Origin of the sequence: Phytoactinopolyspora mesophila, assembly GCF_010122465.1 — a bacterium.
Lineage (GTDB): Bacteria > Actinomycetota > Actinomycetes > Jiangellales > Jiangellaceae > Phytoactinopolyspora > Phytoactinopolyspora mesophila.
Genome location: NZ_WLZY01000005.1, coordinates 128,273 through 150,822 on the forward strand (window position 1 = coordinate 128,273; position 22,550 = coordinate 150,822).

Here is a 22,550-nt window from a genome sequence, read left to right on the forward strand (position 1 = left end):
TCCTGCAGACTGAGGTCTGGGGCGCACGATCTGCAGGACGCAAACGACACTCTTGCGAGGACGGACTGATCATGAGTGCGAAGATTCTGGACGGTAAGGCTGCGGCGTCGACGATCAAGGACGAGCTCAGCGAGCGGATAGCGAAGCTCACCGCCGCGGGGAACACACCAGGGCTCGGAACGGTGCTGGTGGGCGAAGACCCTGGCTCGCAGTGGTACGTCAACGGCAAACACCGCGACTGCGCGCAGGTGGGTATGACGTCGATCCGCCGCGATCTTCCGGAGACGGTTACGCAGGCCGAGCTCGAGGACATCATCGACGAGCTCAACGCCGACCCGGCATGCACCGGATACATCGTGCAGCTTCCGTTGCCGGCACATATCGACACCGATGCCATCTTGGAGCGTATGGACCCCGCCAAGGACGCGGACGGGCTACACCCCACGAACCTCGGCCGTCTGGTTCTCGGGGTCAACACCGAGCTCAACTCACCGCTGCCGTGTACGCCGAACGGCATCATCGAGTTGCTGTCCCGGAACGGCATCTCTCTCGCCGGGCAGCATGTCGTCGTGGTGGGCAGGGGGGTCACCGTTGGCCGCTCACTGCCGCTGCTGCTGACCCGGCGGGCGGTGAATGCCACCGCCACGCTGACCCATACGGGCACCACTGACCTGGCCGCGCACCTGCGCAGCGCCGATGTGATCGTCGCGGCAGCGGGGGTGCCCGGGATCGTGACCGCCGATGCGGTCAAGCCGGGTGCCGTCGTTCTCGACGTCGGTGTCAGCCGGACCACGGACCCGGCTACCGGGAAGTCGCGGATCGTTGGTGATGTCGCCCCCGACGTCCATGACGTCGCTGGGTGGATCTCGCCGAATCCGGGTGGTGTGGGGCCGATGACACGAGCGATGCTGTTGGCGAATGTCGTCGAGAGCGCGACCAGGATGCACGACCTCTGAACAGGAGCTGCCTGACGTATCCGGGGCCGACGAGTGGTGAGTTCTACTGTTGGGTAGGGTAACCACTCCAGAGACGAGGAGGTCCCGACCCTTATGGCCGATAAGTCTTCGCGTGGCCTGGCCGACGTCGTGGCTGCCACCACGTCGGTCTCGGACATCGACGGCGAGAATGGCCGTCTCTTCTATTGCGGCTACGACATCCATGACATCGCCGGCCGCATTTCGTTCGAAGAGTGCGTCTACCTCCTGCAACGTGGTGACCTACCGCAACAGCAGGATCTCGACGATTTCGAAGACGAACTGAACCGATCGCGCCAGATCGGGCCCACTACTGAAGCGTTGCTGCCGCACGTGGTCCGCAACGCCAGCCCGATGGAAGCCTTGCGGACCCTGGTCTCGTCCCTGTCCGCGGACGATCCCGATGCAGCCGATTCGTCGGTCGAGGCGGACCGCCGCAAGGCAACCAGGCTGGTCGCGCAACTGCCTATCCTGGTGGCTCGGTACGAGGCCGAGCGCAACGGTCGTCCAGCTGTGGAGCCGGATCCGGACCTGGGTATCGCCGGCAACTTCCTGTGGCAGATCACCGGGCAGTACCCGTCGGATCGTGTCCAGGAACTCTTCGACACATGTCTGGTGCTGCACGCCGACCACACCATGAACGCCTCGACCTTCACCGCCAGGGTGATCGCGGCGACGCTGTCGGACATGCACTCCGCCATCACCGGCGCCATGGGAGCGTTGCGCGGGCCGTTGCACGGTGGTGCCAACGAAGCCGTGATGAACACACTTGCCTCCATCGAGGGCGACGTGGACGCCGTGGACGAGTTCGTACGGGCCGAACTGTCGGCCGGCCGCAAGCTCATGGGCTTCGGGCACCGCGTCTACAAGACCGAGGATCCGCGCGCCACGCACCTGCGGAAGATGAGCGAAGAGCTCAGCGAGCTAGCGGGTGATCGCCGGTACTACGAGTTCTCGCGACGGATGGAACAGGTCGTCTTCGACACCAAGGGCCTGTATCCGAACGTCGACTTCTATGCCGCCAGCGTCTATCACGCGCTCGGTATCCCCACAGACCTCTTCACGCCGGTCTTCGCCATCTCGCGGATGAGCGGCTGGACAGCCCACGTGATCGAGCAGCACGAAGACAACCGGCTGATCCGCCCTGCCAGCGAATACACCGGTCCGCGGGATCGCCGCTGGACCGATATCGCCGAAAGGTGACGGTGAACGCGGCGCCGCCCCGTAAACGCAGCCGCTGGGCTGCGGCGGCAGAGCGACGCCTGACCCCGGCCAGCTGGTTCCAGGCCGTCTTCCGCCAATGGCCGTTCCTGATCGGGCTGGGGATCGTCATCGGTGGCATCGTGGTCGTGGCGAACGACCACTTCAAGCGCGGGACGGTGATCATTGCCGGTGGTGTGTGCGTGGCAGCGTTCCTGCGCCTGGTGGTTCCGTCGGAGCGCGCGGGGCTGCTGAAGGTGCGCTCGAGATTGCTCGACGTCCTGACGCTCGCCTTGCTCGGTGGAGGTACGCTCATTGCCGCGCTCATCGTTCCGCCCCCGAGCTGACCCTCGGAACACGCGACCCAAGGAGAAAATTGTCATGGCTAATGCCCCTGTCACCGTCACCGTCACCGGCGCTGCCGGGCAGATCGGCTATGCGCTGCTCTTCCGGGTCGCGTCGGGGCAGTTGCTCGGCCCGGACACTCCGGTGAAGCTACGTCTGCTGGAGATTCCCCAGGCGGTCAAGGCGGCCGAAGGCACAGCTATGGAGCTCGACGACTGCGCGTTCCCGCTGCTGCGTGGAATCGACATCACCGATGACGTGAACCAGGCGTTCGAGGGCGTCAATGTCGGGTTGCTCGTCGGGGCCCGGCCACGTACCAAGGGTATGGAGCGCGGCGACCTGCTGGAGGCCAACGGCGGCATATTCGGACCGCAGGGCGCGGCCATCAACGCCGGGGCCGCGGACGACGTGCGCGTGCTCGTCGTCGGGAACCCGGCCAATACCAACGCGCTGATCGCGAAGGCCCACGCGCCCGACGTTCCGGCCGACCGGTTCACCGCGATGACCCGGCTTGATCACAACCGTGCGTTGTCCCAGCTGGCAGCCAAGACGGGCGTCGGAGTGGCCGATATCACGAAACTGACGATCTGGGGAAACCACTCGGCCACGCAGTACCCGGATATCTTCCATGCCGAGGTCGCAGGCAAGAACGCGGCCGAAGTGGTGAACGACGAGGCCTGGCTCGCCGACACCTTCATCCCGACGGTCGCCAAGCGCGGCGCGGCGATCATCGAGGCGCGCGGAGCGTCGTCCGCGGCCTCGGCGGCCAATGCGGCCATCGACCACGTGCGTGATTGGGTGCTGGGTACGCCGCAGGGTGACTGGACGTCGGCAGGTCTGGTGTCCGACGGCTCGTACGGTGTGCCGGAGGGGCTTGTTTCGTCGTTCCCGGTTGTCTCGCGAGGCGGTGCATGGGAGATCGTTCAGGGTCTGCAGATCAACGATTTCTCGAGGCAGCGAATCGATGCGTCGGTCCAGGAGCTCGTCGAGGAGCGCGATGCGGTCTCGTCGCTGGGCCTCATCTGAACCGGTGATCGTGAGCAGATTTTCGCCTTCATACCCGTGATCGTGAGCAACATATGGTCGCTATGACGACCCGATTCTGCTCTCGATCACGGGGTAGGAGAGCTGGTATCTGCTCTCGATCACGGGATCCCGCGGGGAGGGCGGGCCCGCAGGGTCTGATATCTTGACGTCGAGAGAAAACTTGGATCCCAGGAGCGTTGACGTATGGCGAAGATCAAGGTAGCCGGCCCCGTCGTTGAACTCGACGGCGACGAGATGACCCGAATCATCTGGTCATTCATCAAGGAACGGCTGATCCACCCTTACCTGGACGTCGACCTGCGCTACTACGACCTGTCCATTCAGCACCGGGATGCCACCGAGGACCAGGTCACCGTCGACGCCGCCAACGCGATCAAAGAGCACGGCGTAGGCGTGAAGTGCGCCACGATCACGCCTGACGAGGCGCGGGTCGAGGAGTTCGGCCTGAAGAAGATGTGGCTCTCGCCCAACGGCACCATCCGGAACATCCTCGGTGGTGTCGTGTTCCGGGAGCCGATCATCATCTCGAACATCCCGCGGCTGGTCCCGGGCTGGACCAAGCCGATCATCATCGGCCGTCACGCCCATGGTGACCAGTACCGCGCCACCAACTTCAAGGTCCCCGGCGCCGGCACGGTCACCATCACCTACACCCCGGCCGACGGCTCGCAGCCCATCGAGCACGAGGTCGTCAAGATGCCGGAAGACGGCGGCGTCGTGATGGGAATGTACAACTTCAACAAGTCCATCGAGGACTTCGCTCGGGCCTCGTTGTCGTACGGGCTGCAGCGCGGCTACCCGGTCTACATGTCCACGAAGAACACGATTCTCAAGGCCTACGACGGCGCCTTCAAGGACATCTTCGCCGACGTGTACGAGCGCGAGTTCAAAGCCGACTTCGAGGCCGCCGGCCTGACCTACGAGCACCGGCTGATCGACGACATGGTGGCTGCCGCGCTGAAGTGGGAGGGCGGCTACGTCTGGGCCTGCAAGAACTACGACGGGGACGTGCAGTCCGACACGGTGGCGCAGGGCTTCGGCTCGCTGGGCCTGATGACCTCGGTGCTGATGACCCCGGACGGCAAGACGGTCGAGGCGGAGGCCGCACACGGTACGGTCACCCGGCACTACCGTCAGCACCAGCAGGGTAAGCCGACCTCGACCAACCCGATCGCCTCGATCTTCGCGTGGACCGGCGGACTCCGGCACCGGGGCAAGCTCGACAACTCGCCAGAGGTCACCGGCTTCGCCGAGGCTCTCGAAGACGTCGTCGTCAAGACCGTCGAGTCCGGTGTCATGACGAAGGACCTAGCGCTGCTGATCGGCAAGGACCAGGAGTGGAAGACCACTGAGGAGTTTCTGGCCGCACTCGACGAGAACCTCGCCGCCCGGTTGGCCTCTTAGTCATCTGATCGCCGTTTGTGCGCCTGATCGCCTCCACCGGGGCGGTCAGGCGCACATTCGTGTGGGCATGCCGTGCTTACGCCGTTCGGCTCTAAATACGTTGGACGACGAGGTGCGGATCAGTAACGTTCGGAGGATGACCGACACCGAGACTTTCAGGGCGCTGGCGCGCTCGTCGCCGTGGCTGTGGACGTCGGTCCGTTTTTCGCGGACGACGATCCGTCAAGGCGAGCGGAGCAGGGTCCAGGCATGGATCCGCCGCCCCGGGATGATGCGGGCCGAACCCGACGACGCCCCCGCTGTCGTGATCAACGGGGCCGACGAGTCTTCGGGCGGGCGCGGCACTTCCATGACGATGCCGGCCCGGCCGGGTTTTCTCGGCAAAATACTCGGACGCGGGCGCGCGTCCGAGTTGAACCAGCCGACGTTCCGGACGCCGCAGGACCCACTGGCGCCACAGCCGGTGTGGCGGGCCGACGGACTGGTGGCGCAGCGGCCGGGCGACCTCACCGTCGTCTATGACGACCCCATGTACCAGGACTATCAGTGGGTGGCCATGCTCGATCCGGTCGAGCTGGCCGACGGCACGGAACCCGACGATGCCCAGAGTTTGACCGGTGGATCAAGCGTTGACCCATCCACCCTGGCCTCGCACCCTGCGGCGGTCGATGTCATCGAGTTGTCCGAGACCGAACACCATGGCCGGCCGGCGATCGAGGCGTTGGTGTTGCCGACACGAGCGTACAGCCCACGGTGCTCATGTTGTCCGCTGCTGTTCAGCGCGGTCAGCGCCGCTCATATGCGAGAGGAAGGCGCGCCGCTGCCCCCACCGCTGCCGGTGTTCGCCGAAGCGTACCGGGTCAAGCTCGACCGCCACACCGGTATCTGTGTGAGCCTGCGTGACATCGGCGGCGACCGCGACGGAGAGGGATTCGAGGTCGTGATCGGCGAGGTCGACGCCGAGTACTCGGAGACCCTGTTCGGGGCCGGCTCTCCGCCGTGATCGCGGCTACAACGCGCCGACGATCACCGCTACCAGGTGTGCGGGTTCGCTATTCATCCAGCGAGCGACCGAGGCGCCAGTAGCCCATGAAGGTGACCGCGCCTTTGTCGACACCACGTTCACGTACGAGGTGCCGGCGGATAGCCTTGACCGCTCCCGCCTCACCCGCGACCCAGGCGTACACGGGGCTGGTGGCGCTGGCCGCGACCTCCCAGAGGATCTCCAGGTCGATGTCGACGGTGTCGACCACAGAGGTGTCGTCTCTCGCGGCGGCGGGAGCCTCGAACGTAGCCGATCTGACTGCGTCGACAAGCTGTTGGCCGTGTGGCACAGCCGTGCCGTCGGGCCGGTGACGGGGCAGCCAGGTGATCTCGGAGTGTCCGGGCGCCGACAGCTCGACCACATCGGCGGGCTCAGGGACTTCGAGGAATGCCCGTACCCGCGCGGCGGTCCCGGCAAGGCGCAAGGTCTCGAGGATGCCGCTGATGGCGGGTACGGCGGTCTCGTCTCCGGCGATGATGAGGTCACGTGCGCCTGGGGGAGGGTTCCATTCGTGGCCACGGCTGTCATGCGGGAAAACGCGGTTGGGGCCGATCACAGCGAGCTCGTCACCGATTCGGGCATCGGCCGCCCACGACGCGGCCGGTCCGACGGGACCCAGCCCCGCGTGTCCGTGCAAGACGAAATCGACGTCGAGCTCACGTAGCTCGGGGCGTACTGCGCGGATCGTGTACGTGCGGATGTGGCCGCGCACGTCGGGATCTGAGTTGCGGTATTGGGTGTACCAGTCGGTAGGCGAGAAGTCCGGGATGCTCTGGCCGGGCCGTGGCACATAGAGCTTGATGCGCTGATCGGGGCCGTCGTGACCGAACTGATCGAGGTCGTCACCGGTGAATGTGATCCGGAGGAACGCCGGGCTGAGCCGGGTGAGGTGCGCGACCACGACGCGGAACGGGCGCCACGGCGGCGCGTCCGGATCGGTGGTGAGTGTGCCTGACGTGCTTGTGTCCGCATCCGTGGCGGTGATCGTCATGGTGTCCCCGTACGAGCTATGGCGTCGTTCAAAGTAGGCTTTCGTCAGCATAGGCGAAGCTAACTTAGGCGAGCCTAACCGTATAGAAGGGGACTTGGCAACACGTTCCGGCGATCCCGGTCCGCTGCCACTCAGGCCGTAGCCGAGGCGCCCGCCGACGGAATGGCAGTGAACACATGTGGTGCGGTGAAGCCGTGCCGGGCGAAGGCTCGATGGACCTCATCACCCACGAGGCTGGCCCGTGCCGTGTCGACCAGGGCGACGATGGAACCGCCGAAACCACCTCCGGTCATCCGGGCGCCGAGCGCTCCGGCTTCCAGCGCGGCGTCCACGGCGACGTCGAGCTCCGGGACCGTCACCTCGTAGTCGTCCCGCAGCGATACATGCGAGGCAGTGAGCAACGCGCCGATATCGCGTATCCGCCCGGCACGCAGCAGCTCCACCGTCTCGGACACGCGCTGGTTCTCGCCGAGCACGTGTCGCACTCGCCGGCGCGCGACGTCGTCGTCCAGCTTCGCCAGGATCGTCTCGGCGGGCTCTTGCTGGACCTCACGCAAGCTCGGCACACCGAGGGCCTCCGCCGCGGCTTCGCACGTCTGGCGGCGGGCGCCGTACTCGCTGTCGGCATGACGGTGCGGCGCTTGTGTGTCGATGACCAGCAAGGTGAGCCCCGCGGCGTCGAGGTCGCAGGGCACCGGCTCGGCCGTGCCCCGGGCGGCGTCGAAGAGGACGACGTGGCCGTCCCTGCCGTGCATCGATGCCATCTGGTCCAAGGCGCCGGTTGGAGCGCCCACGTAGCCGTTCTCCGCCTGCTGCCCGAGCAGCGCCATGGTGCTGGGCTCCAGTTCGAGGCCGGCCAGGGTGTCGAGCGCCACCAGCACGGCGCATTCGAGGGCGGCCGACGACGACAGCCCGGCACCGGTCGGCACGTCGCTGTCGACCCGCAGGTTGGCGCCCGGAACCTCGTGCCCGGCCTGCCGCAGCGCCCAGAACACCCCTGCCACATATGCACCCCAGCCCGTGACGTCGCCGGGTGCCGTGTTGACGCTGAACTCGACAGGATCCATGCCGGATGCGCGTGACGACGCGCTGACCAGATCGTCGTTGCGGGCGGTGACTGTCGCCGTGGTCCGCTGTGGGATAGCCAGCGGTAGTGCGAAGCCGCCGTTGTAGTCGGTGTGTTCGCCGATCAGGTTGACGCGCCCCGGCGCCGACCCGACAACCGATTTCGTCATACGCCTATACCCCCCAGGAACGCCCAGGCGTCGGCCACGATCCGGTCGAGGTCGTGTTCGGCCCGCCAGCCGAGATCGGCGGCGATCCGTTCTGCTGAGGCGACCAGGACTGGTGGGTCGCCCGGCCGGCGGGCCTGGTCGTTGGCCGGCACCGGGTGTCCGGTGACCCGCCGAGCGGCCTCGATCACCTCGCGCACCGTGTAACCGGTCCCGGTGCCGAGGTTGTACGTGCGATGTACGCCCGCCGCGTCCGGCCGTCCGGTCCAGTCGAGCGCCAGCAGGTGCGCCCGGCCCAAGTCTTCCACGTGCAGATAGTCGCGGACGGCGGTGCCGTCGCGGGTGGGATAGTCGGTCCCGAAGACATCGACCGCCGAGCGCCGGCCAGCCGGAACGGCCAGCACGTTCGGAATCAGATGGGACTCCGGATCGTGTCGCTCGCCGTAGCGCTCGAGCGCGCCGCCGACGTTGAAATAGCGCAGGCTCACGGCCGACAGCCCATACGCGACGGATTCACTGGCTATCGCGTGGTCGATGGCGAGCTTGCTCTGACCATACGCATTGATCGGCACGGCCGGTGTGTCTTCGCGGATGGGCGTCGTCTCCGGCTCGCCGTAGGTAGCCGCCGTCGATGAGAACACCAGCCGGCGGATGCCGTGCGAGCGCATCGCATCCAGCAGGCGCAACGTCCCGACGACGTTGTTCCACCAATACAGCTCGGGTTTGGCGACGGACTCGGCTACGAGCGACTTGGCCGCGAAGTGAAGCACTGCGTCGAAGGATGAATCCACCAGGTCGCCGGCGTCGTTGATGTCGCCCTTGACGAACGTAGCCCCGCCCGGCACCGCATCGGCATGTCCCGTGGACAGATTGTCCAGCACGACGACGTGGTGGCCCGCGGCTACCAACTGGGCGCTGACGACGGAGCCGATGTATCCAGCACCGCCGGTCACGAGTAGCTTCACCGTTCTCCTCCCACCATCCGGTCTGGTGTGGCTGGTTTCATCGGACTCGTCGCAACTGTTCGGCCACGTCCTCGGGCAGGACGTCGGTGATGAACGCTCCCATGGCCGACTCCGACCCCGCAAGGTACTTCAGCTTGTCGGCCGCCCTTCGGATCGAGAAAAGCTGAAGATGCAGGTAGGCCACGTCTCGGTCGGTGTTCACGGGGGCTTGATGCCACGCGGAGATATAGGGGAGCGGTGAGGCATAGAGCAGGTCGAAGCGGCTCAACACGTCGAGGTATATCGCGACGAAATCGTCGCGCTCGTCGTCGGTGAGTGACGGGATGTCCGGCACCTGGCGATGTGGGTAAAGGTGGACCTCTACGGGCCACCGGGCGGCGGCAGGCACGAATGCGGTCCAATGCCGCGAGGTGACGACGACGCGTTCTCCCGCACGCTCCTCGGCGAGAATGTCGGCGAACAGGTTGCCGCCGTGTTCGGACGAGTACCGCCGGGCCACGTCGAGCATCCGCCTGGTGCGCGGGGTCACGAACGGGTAGGCGTAGATCTGGCCGTGCGGATGCGAGAGGGTGACGCCGATCTCCTCGCCCCGGTTCTCGAAGCAAAAGACCTGCTCCACGCCGGGAAGTGCGGAGAGCTCGGCGGTGCGGTCGGCCCACGCCTCGAGCACAAGCCTGGCCTGTTCCGGGGGGAAGCTAGCGAATGACGCGGCGTGGTCGCTGCTGAAGCAGACGACTTCGCATCGGCCGGCCGCGGCCTGGACCGAGACCAAAGGTGTGCCGGTCTCATCCGAAGCTGCCCCCATCGACAGGCTGGGGAAGCGATTCTCGAAAACGGCGACGTCGTAGTCACTGGACGGGATCTCGGTTTCCTTGCCGTCACCGGACGGGCACAGCGGGCACAGGTCGGCGGGGGGCAGATACGTCCGGCTCTGCCGGTGCGACGCCATCACCACCCACTCGTCGAGGAGCGGATCGTGGCGCATTCGGGACGCGGTGCTGACCTGTGGGAGCTGGCGCGGATCGGTGAGTTCCCGGACGGCGCCGTCATCGTGGTCGAAATAGAAGAGCTCGCGGCCGTCCGAGAGCCGTGTCGATGTACGTTTCACCGCGCCTGTCCCTATGTTCTGGATGAACAAGACCAACCGTTCTCAAACATTATCACACATTTCTGGCCGGAGCTTGTGCCAGTGTCCCGCCGATCTGAACTCATTCGAACGCCCGGGCGATGATCCCGGAAGCCGGCCGCGATTCGCCGAACGCCGTCACTCCCCGAGGGCGGAATCGACGACGGATCGGGCTTCGGTCTGGATCTGTTCGAGGTGTTCGGAGCCGCGGAAACTCTCGGCATAGATTTTGTAGACATCCTCGGTGCCAGAAGGGCGGGCAGCGAACCAGCCGGACTCGGTGACCACTTTCAGCCCGCCGAGCGGAGCGTCGTTTCCGGGGGCCTTGGTGAGCTTCACGGTGATTGGTTCGCCGGCCAGCTCGGTAGCGGCTACCTGATCCGGCGACAGCTTCGCCAGGACCGCTTTCTGCTCGCGCGAGGCCGGCGCGTCGATACGTGCGTAGACGGGCTCGCCATGGCGCTCGGTGAGGGTTCGGTAGTGCTCGCTCGGTGTGCTGCCCGTCGTCGCGATGATCTCGGCGGCAAGCAGGCAGGCGATCAAGCCGTCCTTGTCCGTGCTCCAGACCCGGCCGTCGCGGCGGAGGAACGACGCACCGGCCGACTCCTCGCCGCCGAAACCGACGGAGGCGTCGAGCAGGCCGGGCACGAACCATTTGAAGCCGACCGGGACCTCGAGCAGCCGCCGGCCCAGCGCCGCGGCAACCCGGTCGATCATCGATGAGCTGACCAGCGTCTTGCCCACCGCGGCGGTTTCCGGCCAGCCGTCGCGACGGTCGAACAGGTAGCCGATCGCCACCGCCAGGAAATGGTTCGGGTTCATCAGACCAGCGTCTGGCGTGACGATGCCGTGCCGGTCGGCATCGGCGTCGTTACCGGTGGCCACGTCGAACTCGGACCGGCGCCCGATCAAGGAGGCCATCGCCGACGGAGACGAACAGTCCATCCGGATCTTCTCGTCCCAGTCGAGCGTCATGAACCGCCACGTGGGGTCGACAAGCGGGTTGACCACGGTCAGGTCGAGCCGATGCCGCTCGGCGATGGCCGCCCAATAGTCCACCGATGCCCCGCCGAGCGGGTCGGCGCCGATCCGCACCCCGGCCGACCGGATGCTGTCGAGGTCGACGACGGACGGGAGGTCGTCGACGTAGTGGCCGAGAAAGTCGTAGGTGGATGTGGTGTCCGCTGACCGGGCCCGTCGCAGCGGCATCCGGCGCACACCTGCCATCTTGGCTTTGATGTAGCCATTGGCTGTGTTCTGGATCCAGCTGGTGATGTCCGAGCCTGCGGGCCCTCCGTCGGGCGGATTGTACTTGAACCCGCCGTCCGGTGGCGGGTTGTGCGACGGCGTGACGACGACGCCGTCGGCCCGGCTGGCGTGTCCGCTGCTCCCGGCGACGCTGGTGTTGTGCCGCAAGATCGCGTGCGAGATGGCTGGTGTGGGTGTGTAGCGGTCGGCCGCGTCGATGAGCAGAACGACCTCGTTTGCGGCGAAGACCTCAACCGCCGTGGCCCAGGCCGGCTCGGACAGAGCATGGGTGTCTTTGCCCAGGAACAACGGTCCGTCGATGTTGTGCCGCGCGCGATAGTCGCAGATCGCCTGGGTGGTGGCCGCGATGTGATCGTCGTTGAAGGCACCGTTGAACGAGGAACCCCGGTGCCCTGACGTGCCGAAGGCCACCCGCTGACCCGGATCCTCCGGATCGGGGCGGACGGAGTAGTACGCCGTGACGAGGCGAGCGACGTCAACGAGGTCTGCTGGCTCGGCAGGGCGACCGGCGCGGGATCGGTCTGTCATCAGGTGCTCCGTTGTCTTCTAGCCGGACTAGACACTAGGCAATCTCGGGGTCCTGCCAGAATAGGCATCATGACCACCAACCGCCGCCCCCGCGTGTTCTCGGGAATGCAGCCCACCAACGCATCTCTGCACCTCGGCAACTATCTCGGCGCATTGCGGCAATGGGCGGCCATGCAGGATCACTACGACGCGTTCTACTGCGTCGTGGACCTGCATGCCATCACGGCCGGCCACGATGCCGATCAGCTTCGTCAACGCACCCGGGTCACGGCCGCGCAGTACATCGCCGGCGGGGTCGACCCGGAACGCAGCACGCTCTTCGTTCAGAGCCATGTGCCGGAGCATGCCCAGCTCGCGTGGGTGCTCAGCTGCATCACGGGTTTCGGTGAAGCCAGCCGGATGACGCAGTTCAAGGACAAGGCCGCGCGCCAGGGGGCCGATGCCACCACGGTGGGGCTCTTCACCTACCCGGTGCTGCAGGCTGCGGACATTCTCCTCTACCACGCTGACAAGGTGCCCGTAGGTGAGGACCAACGCCAGCACATCGAACTCACCCGGGATCTGGGCGGCCGGTTCAACTCCCGCTTCGGCCCAACGTTCACGTTGCCGTCTCCCTACATCCCCGAAGCCACCGCCAAGATCTATGATCTGCAGGATCCCACCGCCAAGATGAGCAAGAGCGTCGGCGGATCGGGGCTCATCGAACTGCTGGACGAGCCCAAGACGATCGAGAAGCGAATCAAGAGCGCAGTGACCGACACCGGCCGCGAAATTGTGGCGGATCGTGAGAACAAGCCCGGCGTGGCCAATCTCATCACTATCCTGTCCGCCATGAGCGCACGCCCGGTTGCCGATATCGAGCAGGACTTCGTCGGACGCGGGTACGGTGATCTGAAGAAGGAGGTCACGTCAGCGGTGATGGAAACGGTGCTGCCGTTCCAGCAGCGAGTCCGGGAGCTGCTGGACGACCCCGCGGAACTCGACGCGCTGCTCGCCAGAGGTGCGGCCAAGGCGCGGGAGGTATCCGCGCATACGTTGCGCCAGGTTTACGACCGGATCGGTTTCCTCGAACCCGAGACGGCGCGGTGAGACGGTGAGTGCCGAAGGGGAGAATCGCGGTCGCACCATCGGCGTCGCACTGCCTATTCCAGAGCCGTACGGCACCGAACTGCAGGACTGGCGCCGGTCTTTCGGCGACCCGCTGGCCGATGCGATCCCGTCGCACATCACCCTGGTCCCGCCTACGGCACTCGACGCCGGACCGGACGACCGCTACGGCGACGTCCAGGATCACTTGGCAGGGATTGCGGAACGATTCCCGAGATTCCGCGTACACCTTCGGGGCACTGCTACGTTCATGCCGGTGTCGCCCGTTGTGTTCGTGGCGCTGGCCGAGGGCATCTCGGCGTGTGAGCGGCTGTCCATGGCTATCCGCACCGGACCGCTCGCCGTCGAGCTCTCGTTTCCTTATCACCCGCACGTGACGGTGGCGCACTACCTGCCTGACGAAGCGATGAAGACCGCCTTTAAGACTCTCGCCGGGTACGAGGCCGTTTTCGACGCCGTCGCGTTCAGCCTCTATGAGCACGGAGCCGATGGTTTCTGGCGACGTGAACGTGATTTCGAGCTGGCGGCCGAGGGCGACGTAGCCGCGGAACGCCCCGGAGGTGAACGGCGGCTGGAGGCGATGCGGCGGCTGGCTGGCGGTCCGCCGGGCGACGGGCCGCCAGGGTGATCGCACGGCTCCGGGCGCTCTGGGAACGCCTGCAGCCGACTCTGCCTGTCCGGGCGTGGAATCGATACGGCGATCTGCGGGGAGATCGCCTGGCCGGCGCGGCCAGCTTCTACGGGTTCGTGTCGTTGTTCCCGCTGTTGTTGATCTCGGCCGCCATCGCCAGCCGGATCGCCGGCGATGCCGGTATCGAGACTGTGCAGAGTCTCGTGAACGAGAATTTTCCGGGCCTTGACCTCAACGTCGGCCGGTTCTACGAGCGCGCCGACACGATCGGTGCGATCAGCGTGCCGTTCCTGATCTTCTCCGGCCTGCGCTGGGTCGACGCGGTCCGGGCAGCTGTTCGCTCGATGTGGGGCATGGACGACCAACCCGGCAACTTCGTTGTCCGCAAGCTGCTGGACATGGCGTCGCTGGCCGGATTGGGCTTGTTGCTGGCGGCCTCGTGGGCGACCAGCGTCGTCGTGCGCCGGATGGCCGAATACCTGATCGACCTACTGGGCGTCGAGAACGGCGTGTCCACGGGTTTTCTGGAGGTGCTCAGCTGGGTGCTCTCCGTTGGCGTCAACACCTTGCTCTTCGCCTACCTCCTCGTGGGCCTGCCCAGGATCACCGTTCCGTTCCGTCATCAGGCCATGACCGCGTTGTTCGGCGCCGTGGCGTTTGAAATCCTGAAGACGTTCCTGGTCGAGTACGTGGTGGGTGCGGGCAGAGCTGACGCCTTCGGTACATTCGCCATCCCGCTGGTGGTGATCGCGTGGATCTACATCGTCACGCGGCTGCTCATGGTGCTGGCCGCGCTGACCGCCGAGAGCGCGATCGATCACCTCGACGAATACGAGCGCACCGCCGGGTCGGCGCGAGAGGAGGGCGACGACGGCGACTCGCCTGCGCCGGCCGCTGCTGAAAAGAGACCCGGTGTCACGCTGAGCCCGTCGGCACGGCAGGCACGTTCGGTCGGTGTGGCCGCGGGGGTGGTGCTGGGGGCCGCGGGCACAGGTTTCGCCGTGCTCGTTCGGCGGGCCGCGCGGACCCTGGGGGCGTTCTCGCGCCGAGACAACACCTGACCTGGCGCGGCTCCCTTAGTGGCCCCGGGGAATGGAGTCTCTCCATGGAGTGGTGGGCATCAGCGAGGGAGGGCGATGGCGAAGCCTCTCTCCGAGCGAGTCTGCTGGGCGAGGAGAGATCCATTCCTCGGGGCCACTAAGCCAGGGTCATTGGTGTTCGAAGGGCAGGACGAGACCGCGCAGGAGCGTCGCCAGCGCGCTCTGGTCCGCCACGCCGATGCCGGCGAGAATCTCCCGCTCGTGGGCGAGTAGGCCGTCGAGCGCGGCGTCGACGGCCGCGCGTCCCTTGTCGGTCAGCGCGACCTGGACCGCACGCCGGTCGTGTTCGTCTCGCCGGCGGGTCACCAGCCCTCTTGCCGTCAGCTTGTCTACGCGGGCGGTCATGGTGCCGCTGGTGACCAGCGTTTGAGCGAGCAGCGTGCCCGGTGAGAGTTCGTAGGGCGGGCCGGAACGACGTAATGCTGCCAGAACGTCGAACTCCCAGGTCTCGAGGCCGTGTGCGGCGAAGGCGGAACGCCGAGCCCGATCGAGGTATCGAGCGAGCCGAGTGACACGAGAAAGCACTTCCATCGGGCTGACGTCGAGCTCGGGCCGCTCCCGTTGCCAGGCCTCGACCAGTCGATCCACTTCGTCAGTCGCCATATCGCAACTGTACGGGGTAATAAGAATCTTGACGTCAAGGTAGTGGGTGAGACAAGATTTATCTTGAAGTCAAGATAAATCTTTTGTGGGTGGTTCTTTCCGGACGATCTTGCCTCGGCAGAAGTGTTCTGATGGCCCGGCCGAGCGTGGCACATGAGTCAGCTCCGGAATCCGGTCCTCACGCCGGTCGATCGAGTAGGAGTAGAGATGTGGGACCCACAGCAGTACCTGGTGTTCGCCGATCAGCGCGCCCGGCCTTTCCACGACTTGGTGGCACGGGTGCGCGCCGAACAGGTCGGCTTCGTCGCCGATCTCGGTTGCGGTCCCGGTGAACTCACCGCTGGCCTGGCCGGCCGCTGGCCCGGAGCTCGCGTCGTCGGCGTCGACTCGTCGGCGGCCATGATCCAACGTGCGCGGGAGCACTCTGAAGCTGAGTTCATCCAGGCTGACCTGCGTGAATGGGCGCCGGACCGCCCAGTGGACGTCCTGCTGAGCAATGCCACGTTGCAGTGGGTGCCCGGGCACATGGAACTGCTGCCGCAGCTCGCGTCATTCGTCGCCCCCGGCGGCTGGTTCGCCTTCCAATTGCCGGGCAACTTCGGTGAACCGGCCCATGTGCAGTTACGTGAGCTGGCGGCGACCCCGCCGTGGAACGAGCTGCTGGACGTGAGCTGGCCGATGGCGCACGATCCTGTCGATTACCTCAGCACCATGCTCGATCTCGGATTCACCACCGAGGTGTGGGAAACGACCTATCTCCACATGCTCGAAGGCCCCGACAGCGTCCTCGAATGGCTGCGTGGCTCAGCCCTGGGGCAAGTCGTCGGCCAGCTCGACGAGCTCCGGGCCCGTGAGTTCGCCGAGCAGTACAGGGCCCGCCTGCGTGGCGTGTACCCGGTAGGTCCGCACGGAACGGTGCTGCGTTACCGGCGCATCTTCGTCGTCGCGCACCGCCCGGGTTGATGGCGCGAAACCTGGTCAATCGTCTTTGGTGCCGTTGAGAGCTGGGCTCGGCTCCAAACCGGTGAGGCCGTTCCAGGCCAGGTTGACCAGATGTGCTGCCACCTCGTGTTTGTCCGGCGAGCGTTCCTCCAGCCACCACTGCCCGGTCAACGCGACCATGCCGACCAGCATCTGCGAATACATGGGAGCATGCTGGGCGTCGAAGTCGCGGGAGGTGAACTCGGCGGCCAAAAGGTACTCGACCTGGCTGGCCGCATCTGAGATGAGGCTCGAGAATCCACCGGCAGACTGTGCGACTGGCGAGTCGCGGACCAGGATGCGGAACCCGTCGGTCGACGTCTCGATGAAGTCGAGCAACGCCAGTGCGGCACGTTCGAGCAGGACACGCGGGTGACTCGCCGAACGTAGTGCCGTAGTGATGCTGTTGAGCAGGCGTTCCATTTCGCGATCGACAACGACCGCGTAGATTCCCTCCTTGCCACCAAAATGCTCATACACTACTGGCTTGGAGACCTTCGCACGTGCGGCGATCTCCTCGATAGATGTGCCGTCGAAACCACGCTCGGCGAATAGCGTTCGGCTGATGTCGAGTAGCTGTTCACGACGTTGTTTACCCGTCATGCGTACCCGGTTACCCGTGGTACGTGCTGGGGGTGCACCATCAGTGTCCACCGGTCCATGATGCCGGTCCGGACGCCCAGATGGTTGCAAGGCTTCCGGGCGCGAGTCCGGCACCTGGCCCTGCTGGCGCCCGGCGGCACCTGATGCAGTTGACTAGGGCGGCCAGCAGACATGGGCGGGAGCGATGAGACCAAACCGGCGCGCGTCGGATTGGGCTGAGTTCTCGCAGCCGGTGAGTCCGGCTCCTGTCAGGTGGTTCGACGCAAGCAGATGTCCATGGCGCACCCGAGCGAACGGTGGCGCCCGAATACACGCCAGGCGGTGAGACCGTGAGCGGCCATGAGCTGAACGACATGTTGAAAGACCATGACCTTCAATATCTGAAGGAATGGTTGAGTATGCAACAACCGCACACTATTGCCGACGAATTGATCCGGGTCGACTCAGCCGGCATGGCACTGGTCTTCAGGCTGTTGGACAAGGGCAAGGCCCTGGCCGTATTCGAAGAACTCGACCCCGCCGATCAGCAAGAGATCCTTGCGGGCATGCGCGACCGCGCATTTCGTGAGCTGGTCGAGGGGATGGACCCCGACGACCGCGCCCGGCTCATCGACGAGGTTCCGGCCAAAGTCGCCAAGCGGGTCCTCGCCGGGCTGAGCCCACACGAACGGCAGATGACCGCCGCGCTGCTCGGGTATCCGGAGGACTCGGTCGGGCGGCGGATGACGCCACAGGTGGTCGCCCTGCACCGGAACCTGTCGGTCGCCGAAGCATTGGACGTGATCCGCACCAAAGGTGCCAGCGCCGAGACCGTCTACACCCTGGCCGTCGTTGACGACGGCCGCCGGCTGATCGGGGTCGCCTCGCTACGTGACCTGGTGACGGCTCCGACCGACTGGCGCGTCGGAGACATCGCCGAGACGGAGTACGTCTCCGCCCGAGCCACCGACGACGCCGAATATGCCGCCAGGCTGATGCGGGACGCGAACCTGCTCGACTTGCCGATCGTCGACAGCGAAGGCCGCCTGCTCGGCTTCCTGACCATTGATGACGCCGTCGAGCTGATCGAAGCCGCGGACACCGAGGACGCATACCGGCAGTCCGGTTCGGAACCCCTGGGCGGTCTCTACTTGCTGGCGACGATCCGGTTGCTGGCCAGCCGCCGGGCGCCCTGGCTGATGCTGTTGTTCATCGCCGCGATCATGACGATCAACGTGCTGGACTTCTTCGAGGAAAACCTCGCTGAGGTCACCGCGTTGGCACTGTTCATCCCGATGATCACTGGTACGGGTGGTAACACGGGATCGCAGTCGGCCACGTCCGTGGTCCGGGCGCTGGCGCTCGGCGATATCCGGCCGCGCGACCTGCCCCTGGTGCTGTGGCGTGAGGCACGTGTCGGTGCGCTACTCGGTGTGGCGCTCGCGATCGTCGGGATCGGCATCGCGACGTTCTTCGCCGACTTCCAGCTGGCGATCGTGGTGGCGATATCGCTGCTGGTGGTGTGTACGTGGGCGGCGATCGTAGGTGGCTGTATGCCGCTGCTGGCGAAGAAGCTGGGGATCGACCCCGCCGTGGTCTCGGCGCCCATGGTGGCGACACTGGTCGACGCTACGGGGCTGATCATCTACTTCCTGACCGCCCGGGCGGTGCTCGGTATCTAGCGTCTATTCGACGACGGGTTCGCCCGGCCGACGATCTCTCTCGTCGGTATCACCCGATGTGGGCTTGATGTGCCCCTGCAACAGGAGGTCGACGCAGAGTTCATGGAGAGCGTGCGATGAACACAGGTCAGCGCCGCGTTCTCGCCGCGCATGCTCCGGCGGCCCCGCTCACTGGACACCTCCGGCTTGGTGGCCGGTCGGCTGCCGGCGGTGAGATTCGCGTCGACAGTCAGAGCCTGTGGCGCGACGGAGAACCTTGGTTCCCGGTCATGGGCGAGTTCCACTACGCACGCTATCCGCGTGCCGAGTGGGACGCCGAGCTGCGCAAGATGCGCGCCGGCGGCATCACGGTCGTCGGAGCCTATGTCTTTTGGATCCTTCACGAGGAGCGCCGAGGTCACTACCGCTGGGACGGGGACCGGGACCTTCGCGCGTTCGCGGAGCTGTGCGCCGACGTCGGGCTCGACATCGTCGCCCGGATAGGCCCGTGGGGTCACGGCGAAGCGCGCAACGGCGGGTTCCCGGAATGGGTGATGGCTCTCGATCTTGACACGCGCACGAACGATTCTCAGTACCTCGACATCGTCCGTCCCTGGTACGGCGAGATCGCCCAGCAGCTCGAGGGGCTGTTCTGGACGGAAGGCGGCCCCGTCGTCGCGGTACAGATCGAGAACGAGCTCCACGACCAACCGGACCACCTGCTCACCCTGAAGCGGATGGCCCAGCAGGCTGGGTTCTCGGTGCCGTTGTGGACGGTCACCGGCTGGGGACGAGCTGACATCCCGCGCGACGAGTTCATCCCCGTCTTCGGAGGCTACCCGGAGGCTGCCTGGGACGAACACGACGCAGGCTGGGCCCGTCAGAGCCGGCTGCACTTCTTCTTCACCCATGTGCGAGACGACTTCACCATCGGGTCCGACCTCCACCAGGACGCTGACGCGGAATCCGGGTCGAGGTCCGACGACGGAGGCGGGGCGATCGGAGGCGATGCGGAAGGTGCTTTGGGGCCAGAGCTCGAGCGCTATCCGTTCGCAACCTGCGAGCTGGGCGGTGGCATGTACACCGCCTACCACCGACGGCCACTCGTGGAGGCCGAGGACGTCGCCGCCATCTCACTGGTCAAGCTCGGGTCGGGCTCCACTTGGCAGGGCTACTACATGTACCACGGGGCCACTCAGGTGATCGGCGAACTGACCACAACTCAGGAGTCGCATGCCACTGGCTACCCGAATGACTGCCCGGTTCTGTCCTACGACTTCCAGGCACCGCTGGGTGAGTTTGGCCAGGTCCGTCCGTCCTACTGCCTGCTCCGGCAGCAGGCGCTCTGGATCGAAGCTGAGGGACCACGGCTGGCCCGGATGCAGATGACACTCCCTGACGACAGCCCCACGGACGTCGATGACCACTCCACACTTCGATGGGTGTTGAGGTCGGACGGGGACTCCGGCTACCTCTTCGTCAACAACCACCAGCCAGTAGAAAGCCTGCCGCGGCATGAGGCCGTCGGCTTCGAAATCCACGGACTCGGGGAGGGAGCCCTGAGGATTCCGACCGTGGAGTGCTCGATCGCTCCGGGCGCATTCTTCGCGTGGCCGCTGCGCCTGGATGCGGCGGGGGCTCGCGTCTCGGCGACCGCTCAGGTCGTGACTCGCCTCGGAGGGGGCTCTACGTCGGCGCTGGTCCTCACCGAGGTCGAAGGGATACCGGTCGAACTCCAGGTCGAGCACGGAACGGTTGATCAGGCGCCCCAAGGCGTCACCATGACGAACGAAGACGGCATGTCGGTTCTGCGCGATCTCCGTCCTGGCCTGGACTGCGCGGTCACCATCAGCGGTCCCGCGGGCACGGTGCGGGTCCTGATCCTGCGGGCCGACCAGGGACGCCATGTCAGCGTCGCACAGGGTCAGTTGTATGTGTCCGAGGCACCCGTCGTGGTGTTCGGCGACGGTCCTGCCGCCGTGACGACAGCCCGCACGGTGCGGGTCCATCGGTACCAGGAGGGCGACTGGTTCAGCAGTCAGCTGGAGGGCGCGGAGCCGGCGGTCGATGTTGCCTGCACCTCCAACCGCAGAGCAGGTCGGGCGCGGGACATCCCTCGCGGCGGACCACTCAACCGTGCGTCCGCCCCGACCGATGCCGATTTCGCAGGGGCCGCGGCGTGGACGCTCGACCTTCCGCGACAGCTCGTCGCGCACACCACCGATGACCGCGAGGTGCTCTTGCGGATCGACTACGTCGGCGATGCCGCCCGGCTGTACGCAGGGGACCAGCTGCTGGCCGACCATTTCTTCTACGGGCGTCCCTGGGAGGTGGGGCTGCGGCGGTTCGGAGACGTGCTCGATGAAGGACTCCGGCTCGAGATTCTCCCGCTGTCTGAGACGGCGCCGATCTACCTCTCGCCAGAGGTCCAGCCCGTGTATGTCGACGGGATCGCCCTCGCGCTGCGTAGTGTGTCGCTGCGCCAACGGGCCAGCGTCGGCATCCGGCTATGAGTTGCTGCTAGGAGTTCCGTAGTAGATATGACTGTTGGGCGGGATCCTGGGCGGTGGTCGGCATTCTTGCCACCGTGATCTCGGTTCTCGTGCGGGCGATGGCCGGCTTCAGGTTCGCGGGGATCGGTGCCTCCACCTGCCGCCCACACACGGACACGTCAGAAGAGCCTCATTAGGCTCCGAGGTCAGGGGGCGATGAGGTTCTTCTCGCCGCCGTAGTCGTCGACCCGTTTGCCTTGGATGCGCTCCTCGCTCGGCCAGCGGACATCCCACACCCAGCCCAGCTTCTCGAAAATCTTGATGAGGCGGGCGCTGGAGTCGATCTGGCCCTTGAGCACGCCATGCCGGGCGCTCGTCGGGTCCGCATGGTGGAGGTTGTGCCAGGACTCGCCCATGGACAGCACGGCGAGCCACCATACGTTGCCGGACTTGTCCCGGCTCTCGAACGGGCGCTCGCCCATCGCGTGACAGATCGAGTTGATCGACCACGTCACGTGGTGCAGCAGGCCGATACGCACGAGTGTCGCCCAGAAGAAGGCCGTCAGTGCTCCGTGCCACGACCAGGTGGCGAGGCCGCCGATCACCGGCGGGAGCAACAGGGAGACCGCCACCCATAGCGGGAACAACTGGTTGACCCGGCGGATGTCTTTGTCCTTGAGCAGGTCGGGTACATACTTCTGCTGGTCAGTGCGCTCGTTGTCGAACATCCAACCCATGTGCGCGTAGACCATGCCTTTGACCACGGCCGGAACACTGGTGCCGTAGCGCCAAGGCGAATGCGGGTCGCCTTCCTTGTCGGCGTACTTGTGGTGCCGGCGGTGGTCGGCGACCCAGTTGGTCACGGGCATCTCGATCGCGAGGCTGCCGGAAACGGCCATCGCGATCTTGAGTCCGCGATTCGCCTTGAAAGCCCGGTGGGTGAAATGCCGGTGGAATCCGACAGTGATGCCATGACCGGCGATCAGGTACATCACCACCGCCAGGACCACGTCGAGCCAGCTGAGAAACCCGCCCATCCACGCGAAGGGGATGGCTGCCAGTAAGGCGATGAACGGGAGTCCGATGAAGATCGCGAGAACGATCCGTTTCCCGGCGGACGGGGTATCACCCTCGTGAGTGCCGAAGGAGGTGAGGGGCGCATCGCCCTTTTGGTCGGGGGTTGCGTCTGCCTCGGGCGCCGATGGCTGGCCTGCGGATTGCTTGAGAGTCTCGGTGGGAGCCATGGACGGTCCTCCGGTGCTTAGGG

At 65.9% G+C, this 22,550-nt stretch carries 20 protein-coding genes; 12 read left to right on the top strand and 8 right to left on the bottom strand.

Annotated elements, in window-relative coordinates:
* The first annotated feature begins 71 nt into the window (after window positions 1-71).
* The 6 genes from F7O44_RS15495 (at window position 72) to F7O44_RS15520 (ending at window position 5,973) form a co-directional block, all read left to right on the top strand.
* Entirely contained in the window at window positions 72-956 is an 885-nt protein-coding gene (locus F7O44_RS15495) for a bifunctional methylenetetrahydrofolate dehydrogenase/methenyltetrahydrofolate cyclohydrolase (RefSeq protein ID WP_162451174.1), read from the top strand.
* Window positions 957-1,049: 93 nt separating this feature from the next.
* A complete protein-coding gene (locus F7O44_RS15500; RefSeq protein WP_162451175.1) occupies window positions 1,050-2,177 on the top strand; it encodes a citrate/2-methylcitrate synthase in 1,128 nt (375 codons plus the stop codon).
* 2 nt (window positions 2,178-2,179) lie between these two features.
* Complete coding sequence (locus F7O44_RS15505; protein WP_222851402.1) at window positions 2,180-2,521, top strand: DUF3017 domain-containing protein; 342 nt, start codon at window positions 2,180-2,182, stop codon at window positions 2,519-2,521.
* Window positions 2,522-2,555: 34 nt separating this feature from the next.
* Window positions 2,556-3,545, top strand: a complete 990-nt coding sequence (locus tag F7O44_RS15510) for a malate dehydrogenase (RefSeq protein ID WP_162451176.1) — start codon at window positions 2,556-2,558, stop codon at window positions 3,543-3,545.
* 204 nt (window positions 3,546-3,749) lie between these two features.
* Entirely contained in the window at window positions 3,750-4,970 is a 1,221-nt protein-coding gene (locus tag F7O44_RS15515; protein WP_162451177.1) for an NADP-dependent isocitrate dehydrogenase, read from the top strand.
* 136 nt (window positions 4,971-5,106) lie between these two features.
* A complete protein-coding gene (locus tag F7O44_RS15520) occupies window positions 5,107-5,973 on the top strand; it encodes a hypothetical protein (RefSeq protein ID WP_162451178.1) in 867 nt (288 codons plus the stop codon).
* Window positions 5,974-6,022: 49 nt separating this feature from the next.
* Here F7O44_RS15520 and F7O44_RS15525 read toward each other — a convergent pair whose 3' ends face one another.
* From F7O44_RS15525 to pgm, 5 genes are all read right to left on the bottom strand, one after another.
* Window positions 6,023-7,006 (bottom strand): siderophore-interacting protein, encoded by a 984-nt coding sequence (locus tag F7O44_RS15525; RefSeq protein WP_162451179.1) that lies wholly within the window; start codon window positions 7,004-7,006, stop codon window positions 6,023-6,025.
* A 131-nt stretch (window positions 7,007-7,137) separates the two neighbouring features.
* A complete protein-coding gene (gene galK, locus F7O44_RS15530) occupies window positions 7,138-8,241 on the bottom strand; it encodes a galactokinase (protein ID WP_162451180.1) in 1,104 nt (367 codons plus the stop codon).
* Window positions 8,238-9,203, bottom strand: a complete 966-nt coding sequence (gene galE, locus F7O44_RS15535; RefSeq protein ID WP_162451181.1) for a UDP-glucose 4-epimerase GalE — start codon at window positions 9,201-9,203, stop codon at window positions 8,238-8,240. The genes galK and galE overlap by 4 nt, the downstream gene beginning before the upstream one ends.
* A gap of 37 nt (window positions 9,204-9,240) precedes the next feature.
* Complete coding sequence (gene galT / locus F7O44_RS15540) at window positions 9,241-10,311, bottom strand: galactose-1-phosphate uridylyltransferase (protein ID WP_162451182.1); 1,071 nt, start codon at window positions 10,309-10,311, stop codon at window positions 9,241-9,243.
* 156 nt (window positions 10,312-10,467) lie between these two features.
* Window positions 10,468-12,126: a phosphoglucomutase (alpha-D-glucose-1,6-bisphosphate-dependent) gene (pgm, locus tag F7O44_RS15545; RefSeq protein ID WP_162451183.1), complete on the bottom strand. Its 1,659-nt coding sequence runs from the start codon at window positions 12,124-12,126 to the stop codon at window positions 10,468-10,470.
* Between the two features lie 69 nt (window positions 12,127-12,195).
* Here pgm and trpS point away from each other — a divergent pair, with 69 nt between their 5' ends.
* Genes trpS through F7O44_RS15560 form a run of 3 tightly spaced genes read left to right on the top strand, consistent with a single transcriptional unit; the run spans window position 12,196 to window position 14,925 of the window.
* Window positions 12,196-13,215 (top strand): tryptophan--tRNA ligase, encoded by a 1,020-nt coding sequence (gene trpS / locus F7O44_RS15550; protein WP_162451184.1) that lies wholly within the window; start codon window positions 12,196-12,198, stop codon window positions 13,213-13,215.
* Window positions 13,216-13,219: 4 nt separating this feature from the next.
* On the top strand, window positions 13,220-13,861 hold the full coding sequence (locus tag F7O44_RS15555; protein WP_162451185.1) for a 2'-5' RNA ligase family protein: 642 nt from the start codon (window positions 13,220-13,222) through the stop codon (window positions 13,859-13,861).
* Entirely contained in the window at window positions 13,858-14,925 is a 1,068-nt protein-coding gene (locus tag F7O44_RS15560; RefSeq protein WP_162451186.1) for a YhjD/YihY/BrkB family envelope integrity protein, read from the top strand. The genes F7O44_RS15555 and F7O44_RS15560 overlap by 4 nt, the downstream gene beginning before the upstream one ends.
* A gap of 147 nt (window positions 14,926-15,072) precedes the next feature.
* Here the strand turns inward: F7O44_RS15560 and F7O44_RS15565 are convergent, their stop codons facing one another.
* The gene (locus F7O44_RS15565) at window positions 15,073-15,567 is read right to left on the bottom strand and encodes a MarR family winged helix-turn-helix transcriptional regulator (protein WP_162451187.1); all 495 of its coding nucleotides are present in this window, start codon (window positions 15,565-15,567) and stop codon (window positions 15,073-15,075) included.
* Window positions 15,568-15,720: 153 nt separating this feature from the next.
* Here F7O44_RS15565 and F7O44_RS15570 point away from each other — a divergent pair, with 153 nt between their 5' ends.
* Window positions 15,721-16,530, top strand: a complete 810-nt coding sequence (locus tag F7O44_RS15570; RefSeq protein WP_222851404.1) for a methyltransferase domain-containing protein — start codon at window positions 15,721-15,723, stop codon at window positions 16,528-16,530.
* Window positions 16,531-16,545: 15 nt separating this feature from the next.
* On the opposite strand, the gene F7O44_RS15575 is transcribed toward F7O44_RS15570, so the two are convergent.
* Entirely contained in the window at window positions 16,546-17,151 is a 606-nt protein-coding gene (locus tag F7O44_RS15575) for a TetR/AcrR family transcriptional regulator (RefSeq protein ID WP_162451188.1), read from the bottom strand.
* A gap of 353 nt (window positions 17,152-17,504) precedes the next feature.
* Between F7O44_RS15575 and mgtE the strand changes: the two genes are divergently transcribed.
* Complete coding sequence (mgtE, locus tag F7O44_RS15580; RefSeq protein ID WP_162451482.1) at window positions 17,505-18,812, top strand: magnesium transporter; 1,308 nt, start codon at window positions 17,505-17,507, stop codon at window positions 18,810-18,812.
* A gap of 116 nt (window positions 18,813-18,928) precedes the next feature.
* Entirely contained in the window at window positions 18,929-21,304 is a 2,376-nt protein-coding gene (locus tag F7O44_RS15585) for a beta-galactosidase (RefSeq protein WP_162451189.1), read from the top strand.
* Window positions 21,305-21,489: 185 nt separating this feature from the next.
* Here the strand turns inward: F7O44_RS15585 and F7O44_RS15590 are convergent, their stop codons facing one another.
* Window positions 21,490-22,527 carry an acyl-CoA desaturase gene (locus F7O44_RS15590; protein WP_162451190.1) on the bottom strand — a complete coding sequence of 346 codons (1,038 nt, stop codon included), beginning with the start codon at window positions 22,525-22,527 and terminating at the stop codon, window positions 21,490-21,492.
* Window positions 22,528-22,550 lie beyond the last annotated feature (23 nt).